General features: G+C 33.5%; 12 protein-coding genes. 6 read left to right on the top strand and 6 right to left on the bottom strand.

Features of this window, described 5'->3' with window-relative positions; genetic code table 11:
- Window positions 1-65 precede the first annotated feature (65 nt).
- Both D1818_RS21225 and D1818_RS21220 read right to left on the bottom strand, forming a co-directional pair.
- The gene (locus D1818_RS21225) at window positions 66-1,394 is read right to left on the bottom strand and encodes an amidohydrolase family protein (protein WP_118461587.1); all 1,329 of its coding nucleotides are present in this window, start codon (window positions 1,392-1,394) and stop codon (window positions 66-68) included.
- 111 nt (window positions 1,395-1,505) lie between these two features.
- Window positions 1,506-4,940, bottom strand: coding sequence for a methylmalonyl-CoA mutase family protein (locus tag D1818_RS21220; protein WP_118461585.1), 3,435 nt, complete (start codon window positions 4,938-4,940; stop codon window positions 1,506-1,508).
- Between the two features lie 273 nt (window positions 4,941-5,213).
- Here D1818_RS21220 and D1818_RS21215 point away from each other — a divergent pair, with 273 nt between their 5' ends.
- The 6 genes from D1818_RS21215 to D1818_RS25960 all read left to right on the top strand — a co-directional run bounded on the left by D1818_RS21215 (window position 5,214) and on the right by D1818_RS25960 (window position 14,741).
- Window positions 5,214-7,826: a zinc-dependent metalloprotease gene (locus D1818_RS21215; protein ID WP_118461583.1), complete on the top strand. Its 2,613-nt coding sequence runs from the start codon at window positions 5,214-5,216 to the stop codon at window positions 7,824-7,826.
- 207 nt (window positions 7,827-8,033) lie between these two features.
- Window positions 8,034-8,888: a formyltetrahydrofolate deformylase gene (purU, locus tag D1818_RS21210; protein ID WP_118461581.1), complete on the top strand. Its 855-nt coding sequence runs from the start codon at window positions 8,034-8,036 to the stop codon at window positions 8,886-8,888.
- Window positions 8,889-8,999: 111 nt separating this feature from the next.
- Entirely contained in the window at window positions 9,000-9,719 is a 720-nt protein-coding gene (locus tag D1818_RS21205) for a DUF4197 domain-containing protein (protein ID WP_118461579.1), read from the top strand.
- A gap of 276 nt (window positions 9,720-9,995) precedes the next feature.
- A complete protein-coding gene (locus D1818_RS21200; RefSeq protein WP_118461577.1) occupies window positions 9,996-13,010 on the top strand; it encodes a TonB-dependent receptor in 3,015 nt (1,004 codons plus the stop codon).
- Between the two features lie 46 nt (window positions 13,011-13,056).
- A complete protein-coding gene (locus tag D1818_RS21195) occupies window positions 13,057-14,421 on the top strand; it encodes a RagB/SusD family nutrient uptake outer membrane protein (RefSeq protein WP_118461575.1) in 1,365 nt (454 codons plus the stop codon).
- A gap of 146 nt (window positions 14,422-14,567) precedes the next feature.
- Window positions 14,568-14,741 (top strand): Lacal_2735 family protein, encoded by a 174-nt coding sequence (locus D1818_RS25960; protein ID WP_118461573.1) that lies wholly within the window; start codon window positions 14,568-14,570, stop codon window positions 14,739-14,741.
- 6 nt (window positions 14,742-14,747) lie between these two features.
- Here the strand turns inward: D1818_RS25960 and D1818_RS21185 are convergent, their stop codons facing one another.
- The 4 genes from D1818_RS21185 to D1818_RS21170 all read right to left on the bottom strand — a co-directional run bounded on the left by D1818_RS21185 (window position 14,748) and on the right by D1818_RS21170 (window position 18,810).
- A complete protein-coding gene (locus tag D1818_RS21185; protein ID WP_118461571.1) occupies window positions 14,748-15,533 on the bottom strand; it encodes an alpha/beta fold hydrolase in 786 nt (261 codons plus the stop codon).
- An 87-nt stretch (window positions 15,534-15,620) separates the two neighbouring features.
- Complete coding sequence (locus D1818_RS21180; RefSeq protein WP_118461569.1) at window positions 15,621-16,403, bottom strand: ABC transporter substrate-binding protein; 783 nt, start codon at window positions 16,401-16,403, stop codon at window positions 15,621-15,623.
- A 351-nt stretch (window positions 16,404-16,754) separates the two neighbouring features.
- On the bottom strand, window positions 16,755-17,576 hold the full coding sequence (gene pyrF, locus D1818_RS21175; protein WP_118461566.1) for an orotidine-5'-phosphate decarboxylase: 822 nt from the start codon (window positions 17,574-17,576) through the stop codon (window positions 16,755-16,757).
- Between the two features lie 28 nt (window positions 17,577-17,604).
- Window positions 17,605-18,810: an NAD(P)-dependent oxidoreductase gene (locus D1818_RS21170; RefSeq protein ID WP_118463990.1), complete on the bottom strand. Its 1,206-nt coding sequence runs from the start codon at window positions 18,808-18,810 to the stop codon at window positions 17,605-17,607.
- Window positions 18,811-18,891: the final 81 nt, after the last annotated feature.

The raw sequence follows: 18,891 nt of genomic DNA, 5'->3' as shown, positions 1-18,891 counted from the left end.
TACTATAGCATTTATCAAAAATCTTGCCTAATCCCATAAACCCCCATAAGTATTCACCACTGACCTTATTTATATCTTTTACCGTGCTTAATCACTACATCTACATCTTGCAATAAATTGATATGCCTCATAACATCTCCTTTTACTGCAATAATATCAGCATATTTACCTTCGGTTATAGTACCTACCTTATCTGAAACTCCCATCCAAACAGATGGCCAATAGGTAGCTGCTTTTATAGCATACATAGGATCAATTCCAAATTCATTTACCCACACATCTAATTCATTCCAAGTGGATTGACTATGAAATTTCATAGGAATACCACTATCCGTACCTATCATCAATACAACTCCGGCATCCATTAATTGTTTGATTTTAGTTTCTAATGTAGGTTTTCGCAAAGGTGTTAACTGAAAATAAGGTAAACGGTCTTTGTGGATAAAGCTATTTTTTATATCTGCTACTATCGTATCGTGCAATCCTCGATGCCACGAATCATTATCCAAATGCTCTCCATTATCTCTTACATATTCATAATTATATAAGCCTTCTACGGTTGGACACCAGAACAAAGGACCAAGATTCATCTGTGCTGTTCGTTCTTTTATAGCCTTCATTACATCATCAGGATATCTAGGAGCAGATGACAAACCTGTATGTTCAAAACAATCAACATTAACTTGAAGTCCTGCTCTTATCTCTTCTGGACGATGTCCGTGAGCAACAACCTTCAGATTATATTTATGCGCAGTATCTACTACGGCTTTCAATTCTGCAGTAGTCATTTGATCCTGATCAATTAGTTTTACGCAATCTACACCTGCATCCGCCAATTTCTTTATTTTCTTTTTCGCATCCTCTACTCCATTAATTCCCCAACGAAAAGCTTCAGTTCCAGGATACGGTTTCTTTTGAATAAACGGTCCTGAGACATATAATGTAGCTCCTGGAAGTTCTCCTTTATTAATACGATCTCTAACAGAAATACTTTCTTTTAATGGACCTCCAAGATCTCTGGCACTAGTAACTCCTGCCATTAATAATTGTTCTGCAGAAGAAGGCATAATAACATTTTCTAATAAAGGTGGATATGTTTTATCCCAATAAGTATAATCTGCATGACCATTAATCATCGTATGTACGTGCATATCCCAAAGTCCCGGCAATACAGACATTCCTTCTGTAGAAATCACCTCTGCATTCTCAGGTACTTTTAAGGTGGATATAGTACCTATAGCTTTTATTTTATCATTCTCTATAATAACGACACTATTTTTTATAGGAGTAGCGCCAAAACCGTCAATTAATGTTCCTCCAACTAATGCTTTTAATGAGTTTTGTTGCGCAAAGGTACTACCGCAAATAAGCAGTGTAATGAGTAATTTTTTCATGATGAGTTGTGTTTCTCTAAAGATAGAAAAACTAACCTAAAAGAAAAATCCCGCTTTGATGCGGGATTTTATAAGTTTTTGATATTATTAAAATTGAAAAAAAATCTTCAATTACATATTTCTACGATACTGCCCACCAACTTCGAACAATGAAGAAGTAATCTGACCTAAAGAGCATTTTTTGCATACTTCCATTAATGCTTCAAAAATATTTTGATTCGTAATTGCTCTTTCTTGTAAATCTCTTAACAACTCAGAAGTTTCGTTTGCATTTCCTTTCTGTAATTCATTAAGCATCGTAATTTGATACTGTTTTTCTTCTTCCGTAGCTCGTATTACTTCTCCTGGTGTCACCGTTGGCGAACCTTTAGAACTTAAGAATGTATTTACACCGATGATCGGAAACTCTCCGTTGTGTTTTAAGGTTTCGTAATACAAACTTTCCTCTTGTATTTTACTACGTTGGTACATGGTTTCCATCGCTCCTAACACACCGCCTCGTTCTGTAATTCTATCAAATTCCGTTAATACGGCTTCTTCAACTAAATCAGTTAATTCTTCAATAATAAAAGATCCTTGAATTGGGTTTTCGTTTTTAGCTAATCCTAATTCTTTATTGATAATCAACTGTATAGCCATCGCCCTGCGCACAGATTCTTCTGTTGGTGTAGTAATAGCCTCATCGTAAGCATTCGTGTGCAACGAATTACAATTATCATAGATTGCATATAAAGCTTGAAGTGTCGTACGAATATCGTTAAAGTCAATTTCTTGAGCATGTAGAGAACGACCAGAGGTTTGGATATGATATTTAAGCATCTGGGCTCTGGCATTTGCTCCATATTTATTCTTTAAGGCTTTCGCCCAAATTTTACGCGCTACTCTACCAATAACAGCATATTCAGGATCGATACCATTAGAGAAAAAGAAGGACAAGTTTGGACCAAACTTATTAATATCCATTCCTCTACTTAGATAATACTCTACATAGGTAAATCCGTTAGCCAATGTTAGTGCTAACTGAGTGATCGGATTGGCACCTGCTTCGGCAATATGATATCCAGAAATAGAAACCGAATAAAAGTTACGTACTTGTTTTTCGATAAAATACTCCTGTACATCTCCCATCAATCGCAATGCAAACTCGGTAGAGAATATACATGTATTCTGAGCCTGATCTTCTTTAAGGATGTCCGCCTGTACAGTACCACGAACCGTATTTAATGTTGTTTTTTTGATTTCTGCATATACGTCTGCAGGCAATACCTGATCCCCTGTAACACCTAATAGCATTAATCCTAATCCGTCATTACCTTCAGGAAGTTCTCCCTGATATGCCGGACGTGCAACTCCTTTTTCTTTATATATTTTCTCTATTTTAGAAGCTACTTCCTTTTCTAAATCATTTTCTTTTATATACTTTTCGCAGTTTTGATCAATGGCAGCATTCATAAAGAATCCTAATAACATAGGAGCGGGACCATTAATGGTCATACTCACGGATGTCATCGCGTGCGTTAGATCAAAACCGGAATATAGTTTCTTTGCATCATCCAAACAACAAATCGAAACTCCAGCATTCCCTATTTTACCATAAATATCTGGTCTATGATCAGGATCATTTCCATAAAGCGTAACTGAATCAAAGGCCGTTGATAAACGTTTTGCAGGCATTCCTAAACTCACATAATGAAAACGTCTATTAGTCCTTTCCGGTCCGCCTTCTCCAGCGAACATACGTGTTGGATCTTCTCCTGTTCGTTTAAAAGGATAAAGCCCAGATGCAAAAGGGAACTCACCAGGAACATTTTCTTGTAAACACCATTTTAAGATATCCCCCCAAGCTTTATATTTTGGTAATGCCACTTTAGGAATCTGACTATGCGATAAAGATTCAGTATGTGTTTCTATTTTAATTTCTTTATCCCTAACCTTAAAAGAATAAATGGGATCTTTATATTTCTGTACTTTTACTGCCCAACCCGTTATTGTTTCCCAATTATGAGGATCTAGATTTAATTTTACTCGATCAAATTCAGCAAGTAATAGCTTTAGAAAATCCTTATTCTCATCATTCTTAACTTTCCTAAGTCCATCTTCTTCAATACCATGCTTAGATAAGTCTACAAAATCTAAATTCGCAACGCTACAAATGGTTTTATAAATTCCATATAGTTTTTGTGCTACTTCTACCTGCGCATCAGCAGTTTTATCGTACGCTCTATTATTTTCTGAAATTTCAGACAAGTATCGTGTCCTACTTGGTGGAATTACAAATATCTTTTCAGACATTTCTTTAGAGATATGGAAATCAGATTTTAGATCCGCTCCTGTTCTCTCTACCACTTTATCCATGATCGCTTTATAAAGCGTATTCATTCCTGGATCGTTAAATTGCGAAGCTATGGTTCCGTACACGGGTAAATCATCTTGCGGAATATCCCATAACTGATGGTTACGCATATATTGCTTTTTCACATCTCTTAGAGCATCCAGAGAACCCCTTTTATCAAATTTATTGATCGCTACTAAATCTGCAAAATCAAGCATATCAATCTTCTCTAACTGAGTAGCCGCTCCAAATTCTGGAGTCATTACATATAAGGAAGTATCACTATGTTCTAAGATCTCAGTATCCGATTGCCCTATACCTGAAGTTTCTAGTATAATAATATCAAACTCTGCTGCCTTCAAAACTTCAATAGCCTCTGCAACATATTTAGACAATGCTAAATTAGATTGTCTGGTAGCCAGCGAACGCATATATACTCTAGGTGAATTAATAGCATTCATACGAATACGATCTCCTAACAAAGCTCCACCTGTTTTACGTTTGGATGGATCTACGGAGATCAATCCTATGGTTTTATTAGGAAAATCAATTAAAAATCGGCGTACCAACTCATCTACCAAAGAAGATTTTCCTGCTCCACCAGTACCTGTAATACCTAAAACTGGTGTTTTTGATGTTTTATTTTTTTCGTGAATTTGATCTAACGTGTCTTTTGCAATATCAGGAAAATTCTCGGCAGCAGAAATAACACGAGCAATAGCTCCAATTTCTTTATCCGCTAAATGATCCGCCTCTCCATTAAGATTGTCTCCAATAGGAAAATCCGATTGTTTAACCAAATCATTAATCATTCCTTGTAATCCCAAAGATCTTCCATCATCAGGAGAATAGATACGGGTGATTCCGTAATCCATTAAATCCTTAATCTCTTCTGGTAGGATTACTCCTCCTCCTCCACCGAATATTTTAATATGTGTTGCTCCTTTTTCTTTAAGCAAATCATACATATATTTAAAATATTCATTATGACCTCCTTGATACGAAGTCATTGCAATAGCATTAGCATCTTCCTGAATGGCACAATTAACAACTTCTTCTACACTTCTATCATGACCTAAATGTATTACTTCTACCCCTGTAGATTGAATAATACGACGCATAATATTAATAGCTGCATCGTGCCCATCAAATAATGATGCTGCAGTCACAATTCTAACTTTATTTTTTGGCTTATAAGGTGCTATTTGTTCCATTGACAATAAAAGGTGTTTTTAGAGCTGCTAATTTACGAAATACGCAGCAAAAACGATTATTTTTTTAGAATTATATAATTTACTTAACCTAATTAGATATTTCATTATTCATAGTTCAAATTTAACATTTATTCTTTTCTAAATCTTGTAACAAGACACAATTACGTTGTACGAATTACTATTAATAATATGTTAACACAATTGTTAAACACTTTTATACTATATATGGAAAATGATATCTTCCGCAATTATTGAAAACAAAAACATTTAAAAATGAAAATTACATCATCAAAAAACAAGTTGTTTTTCTTATCGCTTGTATTCGTTTTGGGAGTAGGGATCCAAAACATGGAAGCGCAACGTAAGAAAAAGAAAAAATCAAAAAAGGGAGAAACAGAACAAGTGGATGCTCCTAAAAAAGATTCCAAAGAAAAATCTATTGAAGATCTTACTAAAAAAAGCGAAAAAATCGAAGGTTTATTCGCTATGTACAGGGACACCATCGATGGCACTACCAAAATGGTTATTAAAAAGGACCAGATTGGAAAGGAATTTATTTATTTCAGTCAGATTTCTGATGGAGTATTAGAAGCAGGAGCGTTTAGGGGAGCGTATATGAATAATAAAGTTTTTAAAATCGAAAAACATTACAACAAAATTGAGTTTATTACTCAAAACGTTTCTTATTACTTCGATAAAGACAATGCATTATCTAAAGCCTCTAATGCCAATATTAGTGAAGGAATCATGGCAAGTTTAAAAATCGAAGCACTTGATGAAGAAAAAGGATTGTATTTAATCAAATCAGATGATCTTTTTCTTAAAGAAACTTTTGAGCAAATTAAAGCGCCTAACTTTCCTGGACAATCGCCTTTTGCTTTTAAGTTAGGTTCTCTTAGTAAAGAGAAAACTAAAATTAAGACAATTAAAAATTATCCAGAAAATCTGAATATTAATAGTCACTATGTATATTCTAAATCCAATATCCTTAATGGAGGTTCTGAAGCTGTAACTGACGGTAGAAATGTTACAATTAAGGTGGAACATAGTCTGATAGCAATGCCTGAAAATGATTATCAACCAAGATTTGATGATCCAAGAATTGGTTACTTCTTTACACAAGTGACTGATATGACTTCTACAAGTCCAACTCCTTATCGAGATTTAGTACATCGATGGAATTTAGTAAAGAAAGATCCAAGTCAAGCAATTTCGGAACCTGTACAACCGATAGTATGGTGGATGGAAAACACAACTCCTACAGAGTTTAGAGAAACCATTAAAGAAGCTGTATTAGAATGGAACAAAGCATTCGAAAAAGCTGGTTTTAAAAATGCAATGGTTGTAAAACTACAACCAGATGATGCTACTTGGGATGCTGGAGATATCAGATATAATGTTTTACGTTGGACTTCTTCGCCAAGACCTCCCTTCGGTGGATACGGACCAAGTTTTGTAAACCCTAGAACAGGCGAAATTTTGGGTGCAGATATTATGTTAGAGTATGTATTTCATACCAACCGTGTAAAAGATGACAGATTGTTTAATCTTACTGCTAATGATCAATTAGAAGCGGATAATTACCCAACAGTGATCAAAGACAAACACTTATACTGTTCATATGGTCAGGTAATGCAAGAAAATTCTTTATTCGGACAAGCTGCTCTTACCGCTTATGGAGCAAATGACAACGAAATGAAAGGCATGAAAAGGGAAGCTATGAAGGAGCTTATTATGCACGAAGTGGGGCATACATTAGGACTAAACCACAATATGAAAGCAAGTCAGTTGTTCTCTCCTGAAGAATTAAACAACCCCGAATTTATCAAAGACAAATGCCTTACAGGATCTGTGATGGATTATACTGCAATTAATGTCACAAATGATAAATTAAATCAAGGACATTATTTCTCTACAACTGTAGGACCTTATGATAAGTGGGCTATACAATATGGATATACACCTGTAATCTCTAAAAAAGATCTAGAAAAAATCGCTAGTCAATCTAATAAACCAGAATTGATTTTTGGTAATGATGCAGATGATATGCGTGCTCCTGGAAAGGCAATAGACCCGAGAGTAATGATTGGTGATATGTCTAACGACCAAATTACATATTCTATCAATAGAATGGAATTAGTAAATAATATGATGGGGGAAATCAAACTGAAATTTAGTAAAAAAGGAGAATCTTATCAGGAGTTAAGACAAGCCTATTATATCTTAAGAAATCAGTATGCTCAGGCAGGAAATGTGATTTCTAGATTTATAGGTGGAGTTTACGTGGACAGAAGTATGGTAGGACAAGATGCGAATGCTAAACCTTTCACACCTGTTAGCTACGAAGATCAAAAAAGAGCTATGAATGCTTTAAAAAAGTATGTGTTTTCTCCAGATGCATATAAAGCTCCTAATGACCTATACAACTATATTGCAATGCAACGAAGAGGATATAATTTCTTTGGAGGCCCAGAAGATCCTAAGATTCATGATCTTGTGCTTGGATTCCAAAAAAGGGTACTTGATCATATTTTACACCCTAATACTTTGCAAAGAATTACAGATTCTGAGTTATATGGTAATAAGTACAAATTATCAGAGTTTATGTCTGATCTTAACAATGCTATTTTTCAGGCTGATGCTGCAGGTTCTGTAAATGTTTTTAGACAAAACCTTCAATTAGAATATACAAATAGATTGATCAATATAGTAGCTAAGTCAAACCCTAAAGGACCAAAATATACATATGCTTCTAAATCTATGGCTTTGTATAATCTAAAAAGAATAAGATCTATGGTTTCTAATGGCACAGGAAACAAATTATCTAAAGCGCATAAGGATCATTTAAGAACATTGATAAACAATGTGATCGAAGATATTAAATAACTCCCATTAAGTATTAAATTCGTAAAGGCTGATTATTAATAAAATCAGCCTTTATTTTTTATAAATAATTTAGAAAAATCGAGCTTACGCTTTAGATTATTTAAAAACGAACAATCCATTTCATCTTTGTAAGAAATTATTACAATATTTACCTTCTTATATAGTAAGTTTATATCCAGAAGGTAGAACCCAAAATCTGATTAACCTATGAAAAAAACAACGGTACTCATCAACTGTTTGGATAAAAAAGGAATCATAGCCACGGTGACCAATTTTATTTTAGCTAAAAAAGGAAACACTGTGTATATCGAACAGCACGTGGATAGAGAGTTAGGTGAATTTTTTATGAGGTTAGAATGCGAGTTTGACCAAGACGAAGAAAAACTAGCACTGTTTAAAGAATCTTTTAACAAAGTCGTTGCCGATAATTATAATATGCATTGGGAAATGTATAATGCTGAAAAAAAGGCAAGAATGGCGCTTTTTGTTTCTAAGTATGATCATTGTTTATACGACATCCTAGGTAGACATGCTTCAGGAGAACTTCAGGTGAAAATTCCAATTATTATTAGTAATCATCTGGATTTAAAATCGATTGCGGATAATTTTAATATTCCATTTAAGCACATACCTGTCAATAAATCTAATAAAGAAAGTGCCGAAGCCGAACAAATAGCATTATTGAAAGAACATAACATAGATTTCATCGTTTTAGCAAGGTATATGCAAATTCTTTCTGAAAATTTTGTGGATCAGTTTCCTAATAAAATTATCAACATCCATCATTCGTTCTTGCCAGCTTTTCCAGGTGCAAAACCATATCATTCTGCATATGAGCGAGGTGTAAAAATAATTGGTGCAACCAGTCATTATGTTACTTCTGACCTTGATGAAGGACCGATCATAGAACAAGAAATTGTACGTGTTTCTCATATTCATAATGTACATGATTTTATTCTGAAAGGCCGTGACCTGGAAAAAATAGTACTATCTAGAGCCATAAAGCATCATGTAGAAAGAAAAGTATTAGTCTATAATAATAAAACAGTTATTTTTTCATAATTAAAATACATCTTCTCTATTTTTACAGGAAATGATTAAGATAGATAGTATGAAAAAAATTAACTTTGAATTCATATTAAATCATTATCATCTCAAATCTAATAAGAAATTATGAAAAGAATTTTTTTAGTACTAGTTATATTTCAACTATCAAGTTGCGCAGAACTTCAACAAGTAATTGAGAGTCTTCCTCAGGAAACGACTGGGACAATAGGACTTAGTAATATTGATATTGGTAATGGTCTTAGACAAGCATTAGATAAAGGGATCGATAAACAAGTAACAAAACTTACTCAAAAAGATGGTTTTTTTAGAAATGAATTGGTAAAAATTGTATTACCAGATGAATTACGTAAAGTAGATAAGTCATTAAGAGATATCGGGCTTGATAATCTAGCGGATGAAGGACTTAAAGTTCTTAATAGAGCAGCTGAAGATGCAGTAAAAGAAGCTACACCCATTTTTGTAAATGCAGTAAAGCAAATAACATTTAATGACGCTAAACAGATCTTACTAGGTAATAATAATGCAGCAACAGAGTATCTACAAGGAACTACCAAGACAGCTCTTTATTCTAAATTTAATCCAGTTATTAAAAACTCGTTATCTAAGGTAGGGGCTGATCGTGTTTGGTCAAATATCATTAATAAATACAACGCTATTCCTTTTACCAGCAACGTTAATCCAGATCTTACTGACTATGTAACTAGTGAGGCTTTAAATGGAGTATATACTATGATCGCAGTAGAAGAAGGAGAAATTAGGACTAAACTTAGTTCTAGAACCACTGATTTATTACGCAAGGTTTTTGCCCTACAGGACGGGAAATAATACACGAAAGAATAAACGTACAGCGCCTACTTTTTATCGAATCAAATACTAATTTTAACGATTTTTTAATTTTTCACATAAACTCACACTTTTATCTGTTTTGCTATTAGAATAACAAACAATTTCCATATTCACTAAGAATAAGGAAATTTGCCTCTTGAATAAGTTTCGATATTCTCAATAAAAACCTATCATTTCTAATAGGTTATTCTGATGTAGGGGTGTTTTTCTTACGGGATTAACGTAATTTTGCGCCCGATTTAAAAAACGCCCTCAATGAAAAACTTAATCAAACTTAGCATAGCTATGCTTATGCTTCTATGCTCTGGAGTTATTGAAGCTCAAGAGAAAACAATAACAGGTACGGTTATTGACCAATCAGGAATCCCACTTCCGGGAACAAACATTCTGGTAAAAAACACCAATAATGGAGTTCAAACAGATTTTGACGGAAACTATTCTATCGAAGCTAACTCTGGCGATACTTTAATATTTTCTTACGTTGGTTTTGAAACAAAAGAAATTGTTATTACCGGATCAACAGTAATAAATATTACACTGAAAGACAATGTTGAAGGTCTAGACCAAATAGTCTTGATTGGATATGGTAGTTCTTCTAAAAAAGAAATAACTGCTAGTATATCTAGTATTCGAGCTAATGATATAGCAGATATCAATACTCCTGGTATTCAGTCATTAATGACTAGTAAAGTAACTGGAGTACAAATTACCCAACTTTCTGGAAGAGTAGAATCTGGAATTAAAGTTAGGATTAGAGGTATTTCTACCATTGGAGCATCTCAGGAACCCTTGTACGTATTAGATGGAGTGCCCTTAATTAATGACGACGAATCTATAAACAACTCCCCTATCAATCCATTAATTGGTCTTAACCCTAACGATATTGATTCTATCGATTTTCTGAAAGATGCTTCTTCAGCGGCTATCTATGGTGCCAGAGGAACAAATGGTGTTATTATCATCACCACAAAAAAGGGAAAAGCAGGAAAAACAAAGGTTACTTTAAACACAGCATCGGGATGGAACTTTGCTACGAATAAAAGAGAATTTTTGAACTCTGAAGAATATGTAGAACTTTATACGGAGGCTGTACTAAACAGTGGTCTTTCTTTAACTGAGATCGAAACACAATTTGATCAATTATCATTAGGTCGTGATTGGAGAAATAATGAAGTAGATACCGATTGGCAGGACTTAGCATTAGTAGAAGGTATTACTCAAGATATAGACCTATCCGCATCTGGAGGAGGTGAAAAAATAAAATACTTCCTTTCTACTTCGTATAACAAAACTGAAGGTATCATCTTAGGAAATGAGTTAGATCGCTACACTTTAAGAGGTAAAGTAGATGCTGATATTACAGAAAAATCTACAGTTGGGGTAAATATTAATCTATCTAAGGTAACCATCGATCGATTATCTAATGATAATGCTTTTATCTCTCCGCTTCAATCTATAGCTCAATCTCCATTAACACCAGCGTTATTAGAAGACGGAACAGCTAATGTAGATGGTAATTCAACGTTGTTTCAAAACTTTCTTGGACAAGAACAAACAGGAAGATTTGTTACAGATATTTGGAGAACTACAGCAAACATTTATGGTGATTTTTATTTAAATGATTATCTACAATATAAATCTGAAATTGGATATGATGCTAATAACCAAAATGCTGAAAGATTCTCAGGAAGTTTAACCGAATTCGCATCTGCAGGAGGCGTTGGTACAGTTAGTAATGCTATTACAGAACGTTACATTTTTACCAATTACCTAAGTTATAAGCGAACTTTTGGAGAATCTGTAGACTTTTCAGCCACTCTGGGTGGAAGTTTTGAGGAAACTAATCGTAAAAGTCAATTTACTATTGGACAAGGATTTCCATCAGATGATTTACAAACATTAGACAATGCAGTTTTAATCACAAATGGAGGATCTAATAAAACTAAGTATAACTTTTTATCATACTTTGCGAGGTCACGTTTTTCTATAGCAGAAAAATACCTTTTCAACCTAAGTATTCGTCGTGATGGTTCTTCTAGATTCGGTGAAGATTCACAATTTGGTTGGTTCCCAGCAGCATCAGCAGCTTGGGTAGTTAGTAATGAAAGATTTTTAGTTAATTCTAATTTCCTAAACAAGTTTAAACTAAGAGGTAGTTGGGGTATTACAGGAAATGCAGAAATAGGAAACTTTGCTAGCAAAGATCTTTATGGAGTAACAACCTATGATGAACGACTTGGAGTATCACCAATTCAATTAGGAGATAACGAATTACGTTGGGAAAAAACTACTCAATATGACTTAGGAGTAGATTTTGGGTTATTCAACAATACTATTTCAGGAGAATTCGATTATTATAACAAAACCACTAATGACTTGTTATTTAACCAACCGCTACCTGGTACATCTGGTTTTACATCAGTTGTTAGAAATATAGGTGAAATAGTAAATAAAGGATTTGAATTAAGTATTAATGCAAGAATTATTTCTAAACCATCACTTACCTGGAATGTAGGAGCATTATTTACTAAAAACGACAATGAAATCACTGATCTTCCAAGTGGAGATATTATAGATGGTGTGAATATTATAAGAAAAGGTGAAGCGGTTTCTTCTTTTTACCTATATGAATATGCAGGTGTTGATTCAGCTAATGGAGATGCGTTATTCTATACCAATACCGTAAACGCAGACGGTTCATTAGATAAAACATTAACGAATAGTATTTCTAAAGCTAACAGAATTGTTACTGGAGACCCTTTTCCTGATTATCAAATTGGATTTACAAATACTTTAAAAATAAAAGGCTTAGATTTTCAATTCATTTTTCAAGGAGAGTTTGGAGCTTCAATTTTTGATCAAGCAGGTAAATTTACTTCCGGAAATGGTAAATTCTTTGACAATCAAACTGTAGATCAACTAGATAGATGGCAAAATCCTGGAGATATAACGGATGTGCCTCAAGCAAGGTTAAATCAAGAGAATGGTCAAGCAGATTCTACCCGTTACCTAGAAGAAGCAGATTTTATAAGACTAAGAAATATTACTTTAGGATACACAATCAACCCTACGTACTCTAAAAAGTTTTATATGGAAAAAGTAAGATTTTATTTTAGCGGTCTTAACCTATTAACGATTACTGATTATGAAGGATACGATCCAGAATCTACAGCAGATTTTAATGGGAATTCTGGAGTGAGAACTGGTACTTCCTTTTACTCGGCTCCTCCTGCAAAAACATATACACTAGGAATAAATATTGAATTCTAAAAATTCGATTTTTAAAATTTAATATTAAAATCTTAAAGTAAAAAAAATGAAAACATATATAAAAATAATAATAGTATTCACTCTTTCGATAATCTCCGTAAGTTGTGAGAATCAGTTAGACATTGACCCAAATCAAGCATTAACTACTGAGGATGCTTTTGATACACCAGCAAAAGTGACTAACATCCTTGTTGGAGCATATGCTCAAGCTGGACAAGCGGCAAGTTATGGTGGTCAGATTTATACAATCGCGGAACTATTAGCTAACGATCAAGAACTGAAATGGAATGGTACATTTTCTGATCCTGGTGAGTTTAACACTAAGGTGATTAACACAAATAACACCTTCGTGGCTAATTTATGGTTAAACGGATATAACATCAGTAATCAAGCAAACATAGTTCTTGATAATCTAGACGTTTTTGAAAACCTTGATAGTAAAAACTCTGTAGAAGGTCAAGCCAAATTTTTAAGAGCTCTTACTTATTTTGATTTATTACGTTTTTTCTCTAAACATAATAATAATAGAATCAATGATGGAGAGCCTGGTGTTCCTATTATCAGAACTCCAGTAATTACATTAGATGATGTCACTTATCCATCTAGAAATACGATTGGTGAAGTGTATGATTTTATTATCAATGATTTAGAAGATGCAATTGTACTATTACCTGACACCAATGGTGTTTTTGCTTCTAGCAACGCAGCCAAAGCTTTATTGGCTAGAATACAATTACAAATTGGTAATTATGAAGCTGCAAGAGACTTATCTAATGAAGTAATACAATCGGGAAGATTCTTATTAACAAGTTCACTTGATGATGCCTACAACAATGATGATAACTCTACGGAAGATATTTTTGCTTGGCAAGTAACAGATTCAGATGGAGCTAACAGTATGAATACATTTTGGGCTACCGACAGATTCGGAGGAAGACCAGGAAACCCTGATATATCGATCGAAGACGCTTTTTTCGGGATTTTTGATGATTTTAATGATTCGAGAGCGGGTTATTTTTATATCGATAACGAAACAGGATCCGGTATTGCATCATTCAAATGGATTTTTGGTAATGCAAACATCCCATTCCTCAGGTTGCCAGAAATGCATCTTATCCGTGCTGAGTCTAATTTTATTCTAGGTACAGCAATAGGAACAGATCCTATAAACGATGTTAATACAGTGCGATTTAGATCGAATGCTTTTCTATTAACTGATTTAACATATGTAGATATCATTTTGGAGAGATTAAAAGAATTAGCTTTTGAGGGACATAAACTACACGATTTTAAAAGATTAGAAATCCCTATTGCGACTTTACCTTTTGATGATAGTAGATTAGTCCTACCAATTCCACAAAGAGAAATAAACGTAAATCCGAACCTTTTACCACAAAACGACGGATACTAGAAAATAATATCATTTAATTAAAAACTATAAAAGGGTAGTATGAGAAAATCATACTACCCTTTTTAGTATACTATTAGATAACCTTAACTACCTCTTAAGAATCTAATTAAATTACATCTAATACTTTTGTACAAAAAGAACGTAAAATGTTTTATTGGTCTAAAGACAAAACTGATCTTCAAAAACTACAAAAGCGATATTGCAGATTAATGAAAAGTGCGTATAATCTTGCTATTAAGAATAAAGAAAAAAGCGATCTTTTACACGAGGAAGCAAATAAAATTTTGACCGAAATTAAAAAAATAGAACATTGTTCTTAAACGTCTTTAAACGGAAAATTCATTTAAAAACGAAAGTGATTCTTTATTAAAAACTTCTGGCTGTTCTACATTAACTACATGCCCTGAATTCTTAACTACGAAAAGATTGGAAAACTCATGGATGGATACTATTTTTTCTATAGATGGTAAAAACAAATAATCTTCTTCTCCCATAACGTATAGTGTCGGTATCTTAATATCCTTATCTCTAAAAAAACGTAATAGAGGATTAATTTCTGACGTTAGCCTAAACCATCTAATAAACTCTTTTTGATATAGTTTTTTAGCCTCATTAGCAAATAGTAGCCTAGACTGTTTATGGTTCTTTTTTGGCATAATAATAAAAGCGAAAAGCTTATATAGAAACATATATGGAACTACTGACTTAAAAACAACACCTAACTTCATCAATACTTGAGATCTTAGGTTTAATTTCATAATAGCACCACCCATAATCATACTTTGCACTCTTGTTGGATGTTTCTCTGCTAAATTTCTGATTAATATTGTACCAAGTGAAATTCCTACAAAATGGGATTTAGCGATATTTTCTTTATCAATCACCTCGACAATATCGTCGGTAATAAAGTCAAATGTATATTTAAAATTAAATGCATCCTTAAAAGCTAGTTTAGATTTCCCATGACCTCGGAGATCTAGTAACAGCACATTATAATGCCTTCTAAATTCCCTAACCTGTTTAAACCAAATAGAAGAACTACCTCCTGCTCCGTGAACAAAAGTTACCCAGTTAGTATTCTCTGGATGGCGATATATCGAGTAGTTAAGCATAACGTATCTTGCTGTGTAAAGATACTAACTTATTGTTCGCCAGATGTAGCGTTAACAGTAATTAATGTATTGTTCAACATATTTATTCTAATGAAGCGTTCGAAAATACCTAAAAGCTTGCGCTAGTCTTGATCCATACCAAGAAAAATACTCTCCATCTACTAAAATTACCTTCGTATCCGGAAGCATTTTTAATACTTCATTCTTATGCTCTTCAGAAAAAGGAAACGGTTCTGATGATAACAAGACAAGATCAAGATCTTTTAACTTTGATAATTGTTCTTCGGAAATTTCTGGATAACGATTCTGAGTTCCAAACATATTTATAAATCCATTGACCTCTAACAAATGGTGAATAAATGTTCCTTTACCTGTTACCATCCAGGGCTTACGCCAAATAAAATAAGCTATTTTTTTTTGCGGTTTATCCTTTACAAATTCTAAAAAACTCTTCAACTCTGATCTAATTTCAGAAATTAGTATTGCAGCCTGGTCAGCCTTCTTAAAAATCTCGCCATATTGATCAATCAATTCTAAAGACTCTTCTACAGTACTTATATCTGAAACGTGAACCGGATACTGTTTTTCTAATATTTCTACAATCTCTTTTGTGTTTTCCTCTTTATTACACAAAATAATATCAGGATTCAATTCACGAATTTTATCCAAATGAATATTCTTAGTTCCTCCTACTATCTTCTTTTCTTTTCTTATTGCATCCGGATGCACACAAAATTTAGTTACACCAACTATAGCATCAGACAAACCTAAAGTAACCAGAAGTTCAGTCTGTGAAGGAACCAACGATACAATCCTCATAGGAGTTACTGACACTTTTATCGCTCTACCTAATTGATCTGTATACATCATACTTTTTTCCTTAACCTACTTATCAAGTTCTGCGTTAATCATAAATAAATCATAAACCGCTAATAATTAAGCATTTAAAATTAGGAGCTCCTACAAAAAATACTTATCTTGTAGGAAAAAATATTAATTTTAAAATCTTGGGGCTATGGATTCAGTATTACTTAACATTATTTTCTATGGGTTTTTATCACTTGTTGTATTTTTTATCACATATGGACTTGTGGGATACGCAAAACAAGTATTTAGAGCCAATAGACGTTAATTTTTTAAATCCTCATAAACGAAAGTTATTTTCTCGAAGTTGTTGATTTAAAAGAAAAAGGAAATTGAGTATACATTCAGTTTCCTTTTTTATTTTTTATCCTCTAATATTTCTTCCATTTGTTGCTGAAGCTCTTTGGCTTTTTCTCCAGCAACTATATCAAAATCTAATCCGTTTGAAGCATATATAATTCCTCTGGATGAATTGATTAATAATCCAATCTGATCATTAATTCCATATTTACATACATCTTGTAGATTTCCTCCTTGAGCGCCGACTCCAGGCACCAGTAAAAAACTATCCGGAATAATCTTTCTGATATCTGCCAGATATTCTGCTTTAGTAGCTCCTACTACATACATTAAGTTCTCAGAATTCTTCCAGCCTTTAGAGGTTTCTAATACCTGTTTATATAATTCTCTTCCATCAACATTTTTAGTTTGGAAATCAAAAGCACCTTGATTAGAAGTAAGTGCTAACATAATAGTATGTTTTTCCTGGAATTCTAAAAACGGTTCTATAGAATCCTTACCCATATAAGGAGCCACGGTTATCGAATCAAACTCCAGATCTTCAAAAAAAGCTTTGGCATACATTGCGCTTGTATTACCAATATCTCCTCGTTTTGCATCCGCAATTGTAAAAACTTCTGGGTAATTGGTATTTAAATACTGGATCGTTTTTTCTAAGGATTTCCATCCTTTTAGTCCATACGCTTCATAAAAAGCAATATTAGGTTTATACCCCACCGCTAGATGGTGCGTAGCATCAATGATTTTTTTATTGAACTCAAAAATTGGATCTTCCTCTTTTAATAAATGCTTAGGGATTTTAGTTAAATCCACATCCAAACCTACACATAAAAAGGATTTCTTTTTCCATATTTGATCAACAAGTTCCTGAGTCGTCATTTTCTAATATAATTTGTATTGTACAAAACTATTCTTTTCCATCCACATAATCCTGCAAATAGGCATATCTAGTTGTTAATTTACCATCTTGTGTCATTCTTGCACGTTCTAAAACTCCATCTACATCATTATTAAAAAATGCAGGGATCACGTGTTCTAAAAACATATCTCCAAAACCTTCGCTTGCATCCTTAGGTAATTCACAAGGCAAATTATCTACCGCCATTACTACTACTGCCTCCGGATCTTTAAAATCTACTTCTTCCTCTCTACCCGGATGATACCCATAAATAGGATCCGCAATAGTAGAGGGTCTAATTGTTGTTGCAACAGGACCATCAATATCACAAGAAACATCTGCTACCACACTAATATTGAAGTCCGCCGATTTTGCATCTTCTCTGGTATAAATAAAAGGCGCTCCATCTCCAAAAAAGTGACCTGCAATATACATATCACTGACTTTGGCAAATTTCATAAAATCACTATTATATTCTTGTGGATTAATATAAAAATCTTTTTTATCAATCACTCGACCGTCTTTTCGTTTATTATAATCCAAAACATCAATCTGCGTATAGACTGGTTCATTAAAGGTTGTCGTTAGATAATCATCAACAGAGACTTCTTTGATCTTCATAGCATCCAAAATTTCTTTAGCACCACTACCTACCTTACCTTTTCCAGTAAGCACGATCTTCTTATTTGGTAAATTGATCTTGGATAACTCTAATTCTAATGTCTTTTGATCAGGCAAGCTTTCCGCTTTCGGAAGCTGAAAACTATCATTTTTAAGACCTAGCGCTCTAAAACCATTATATGCACCAACGATACCGGCATATCGACCAAAACCTATAAGCCTAAATCCTTTTTCATTAATAATCACCTCGTGATCATAAAATTCGATGTTTTTATCCAGAATCGCATTAAGCAACTTTCTATTATAAGGTTGTTTTTTAATAGTATGCGAAAAGAAAAAGTATTTTTTATTCGGAATCAAAGCATCAATTGGAACTTCTTTTACTCCTAACAAAACATCACAATCAGAAAGATCATTCGTAATTTCGAAACCTTCGGTCGTATAATCCGCATCACTAAAAACTCTAATATCAGAACTTTCTATCTTAAAAGAAGCCTCTGGAAATTTAGACACAGTGTCACTAAGACCATTTGGTGAGAATACTACCCGACGATCTGGCGGGTTTTTACGCTCTTTGATAATTCCGAATGTAATCATATAGTTTTGGTATATATTTTGTTTATGTAAAAGCGCGGCTAAGATATGACAAATATGATTATCTTTGCCATCCATTTT

The organism is Aquimarina sp. BL5 (genome assembly GCF_003443675.1).
Classification (GTDB): Bacteria; Bacteroidota; Bacteroidia; order Flavobacteriales; family Flavobacteriaceae; genus Aquimarina.
Note: the sequence above shows the minus strand (reverse complement) of the source record. Positions and strands in the feature narration are given on the sequence as shown.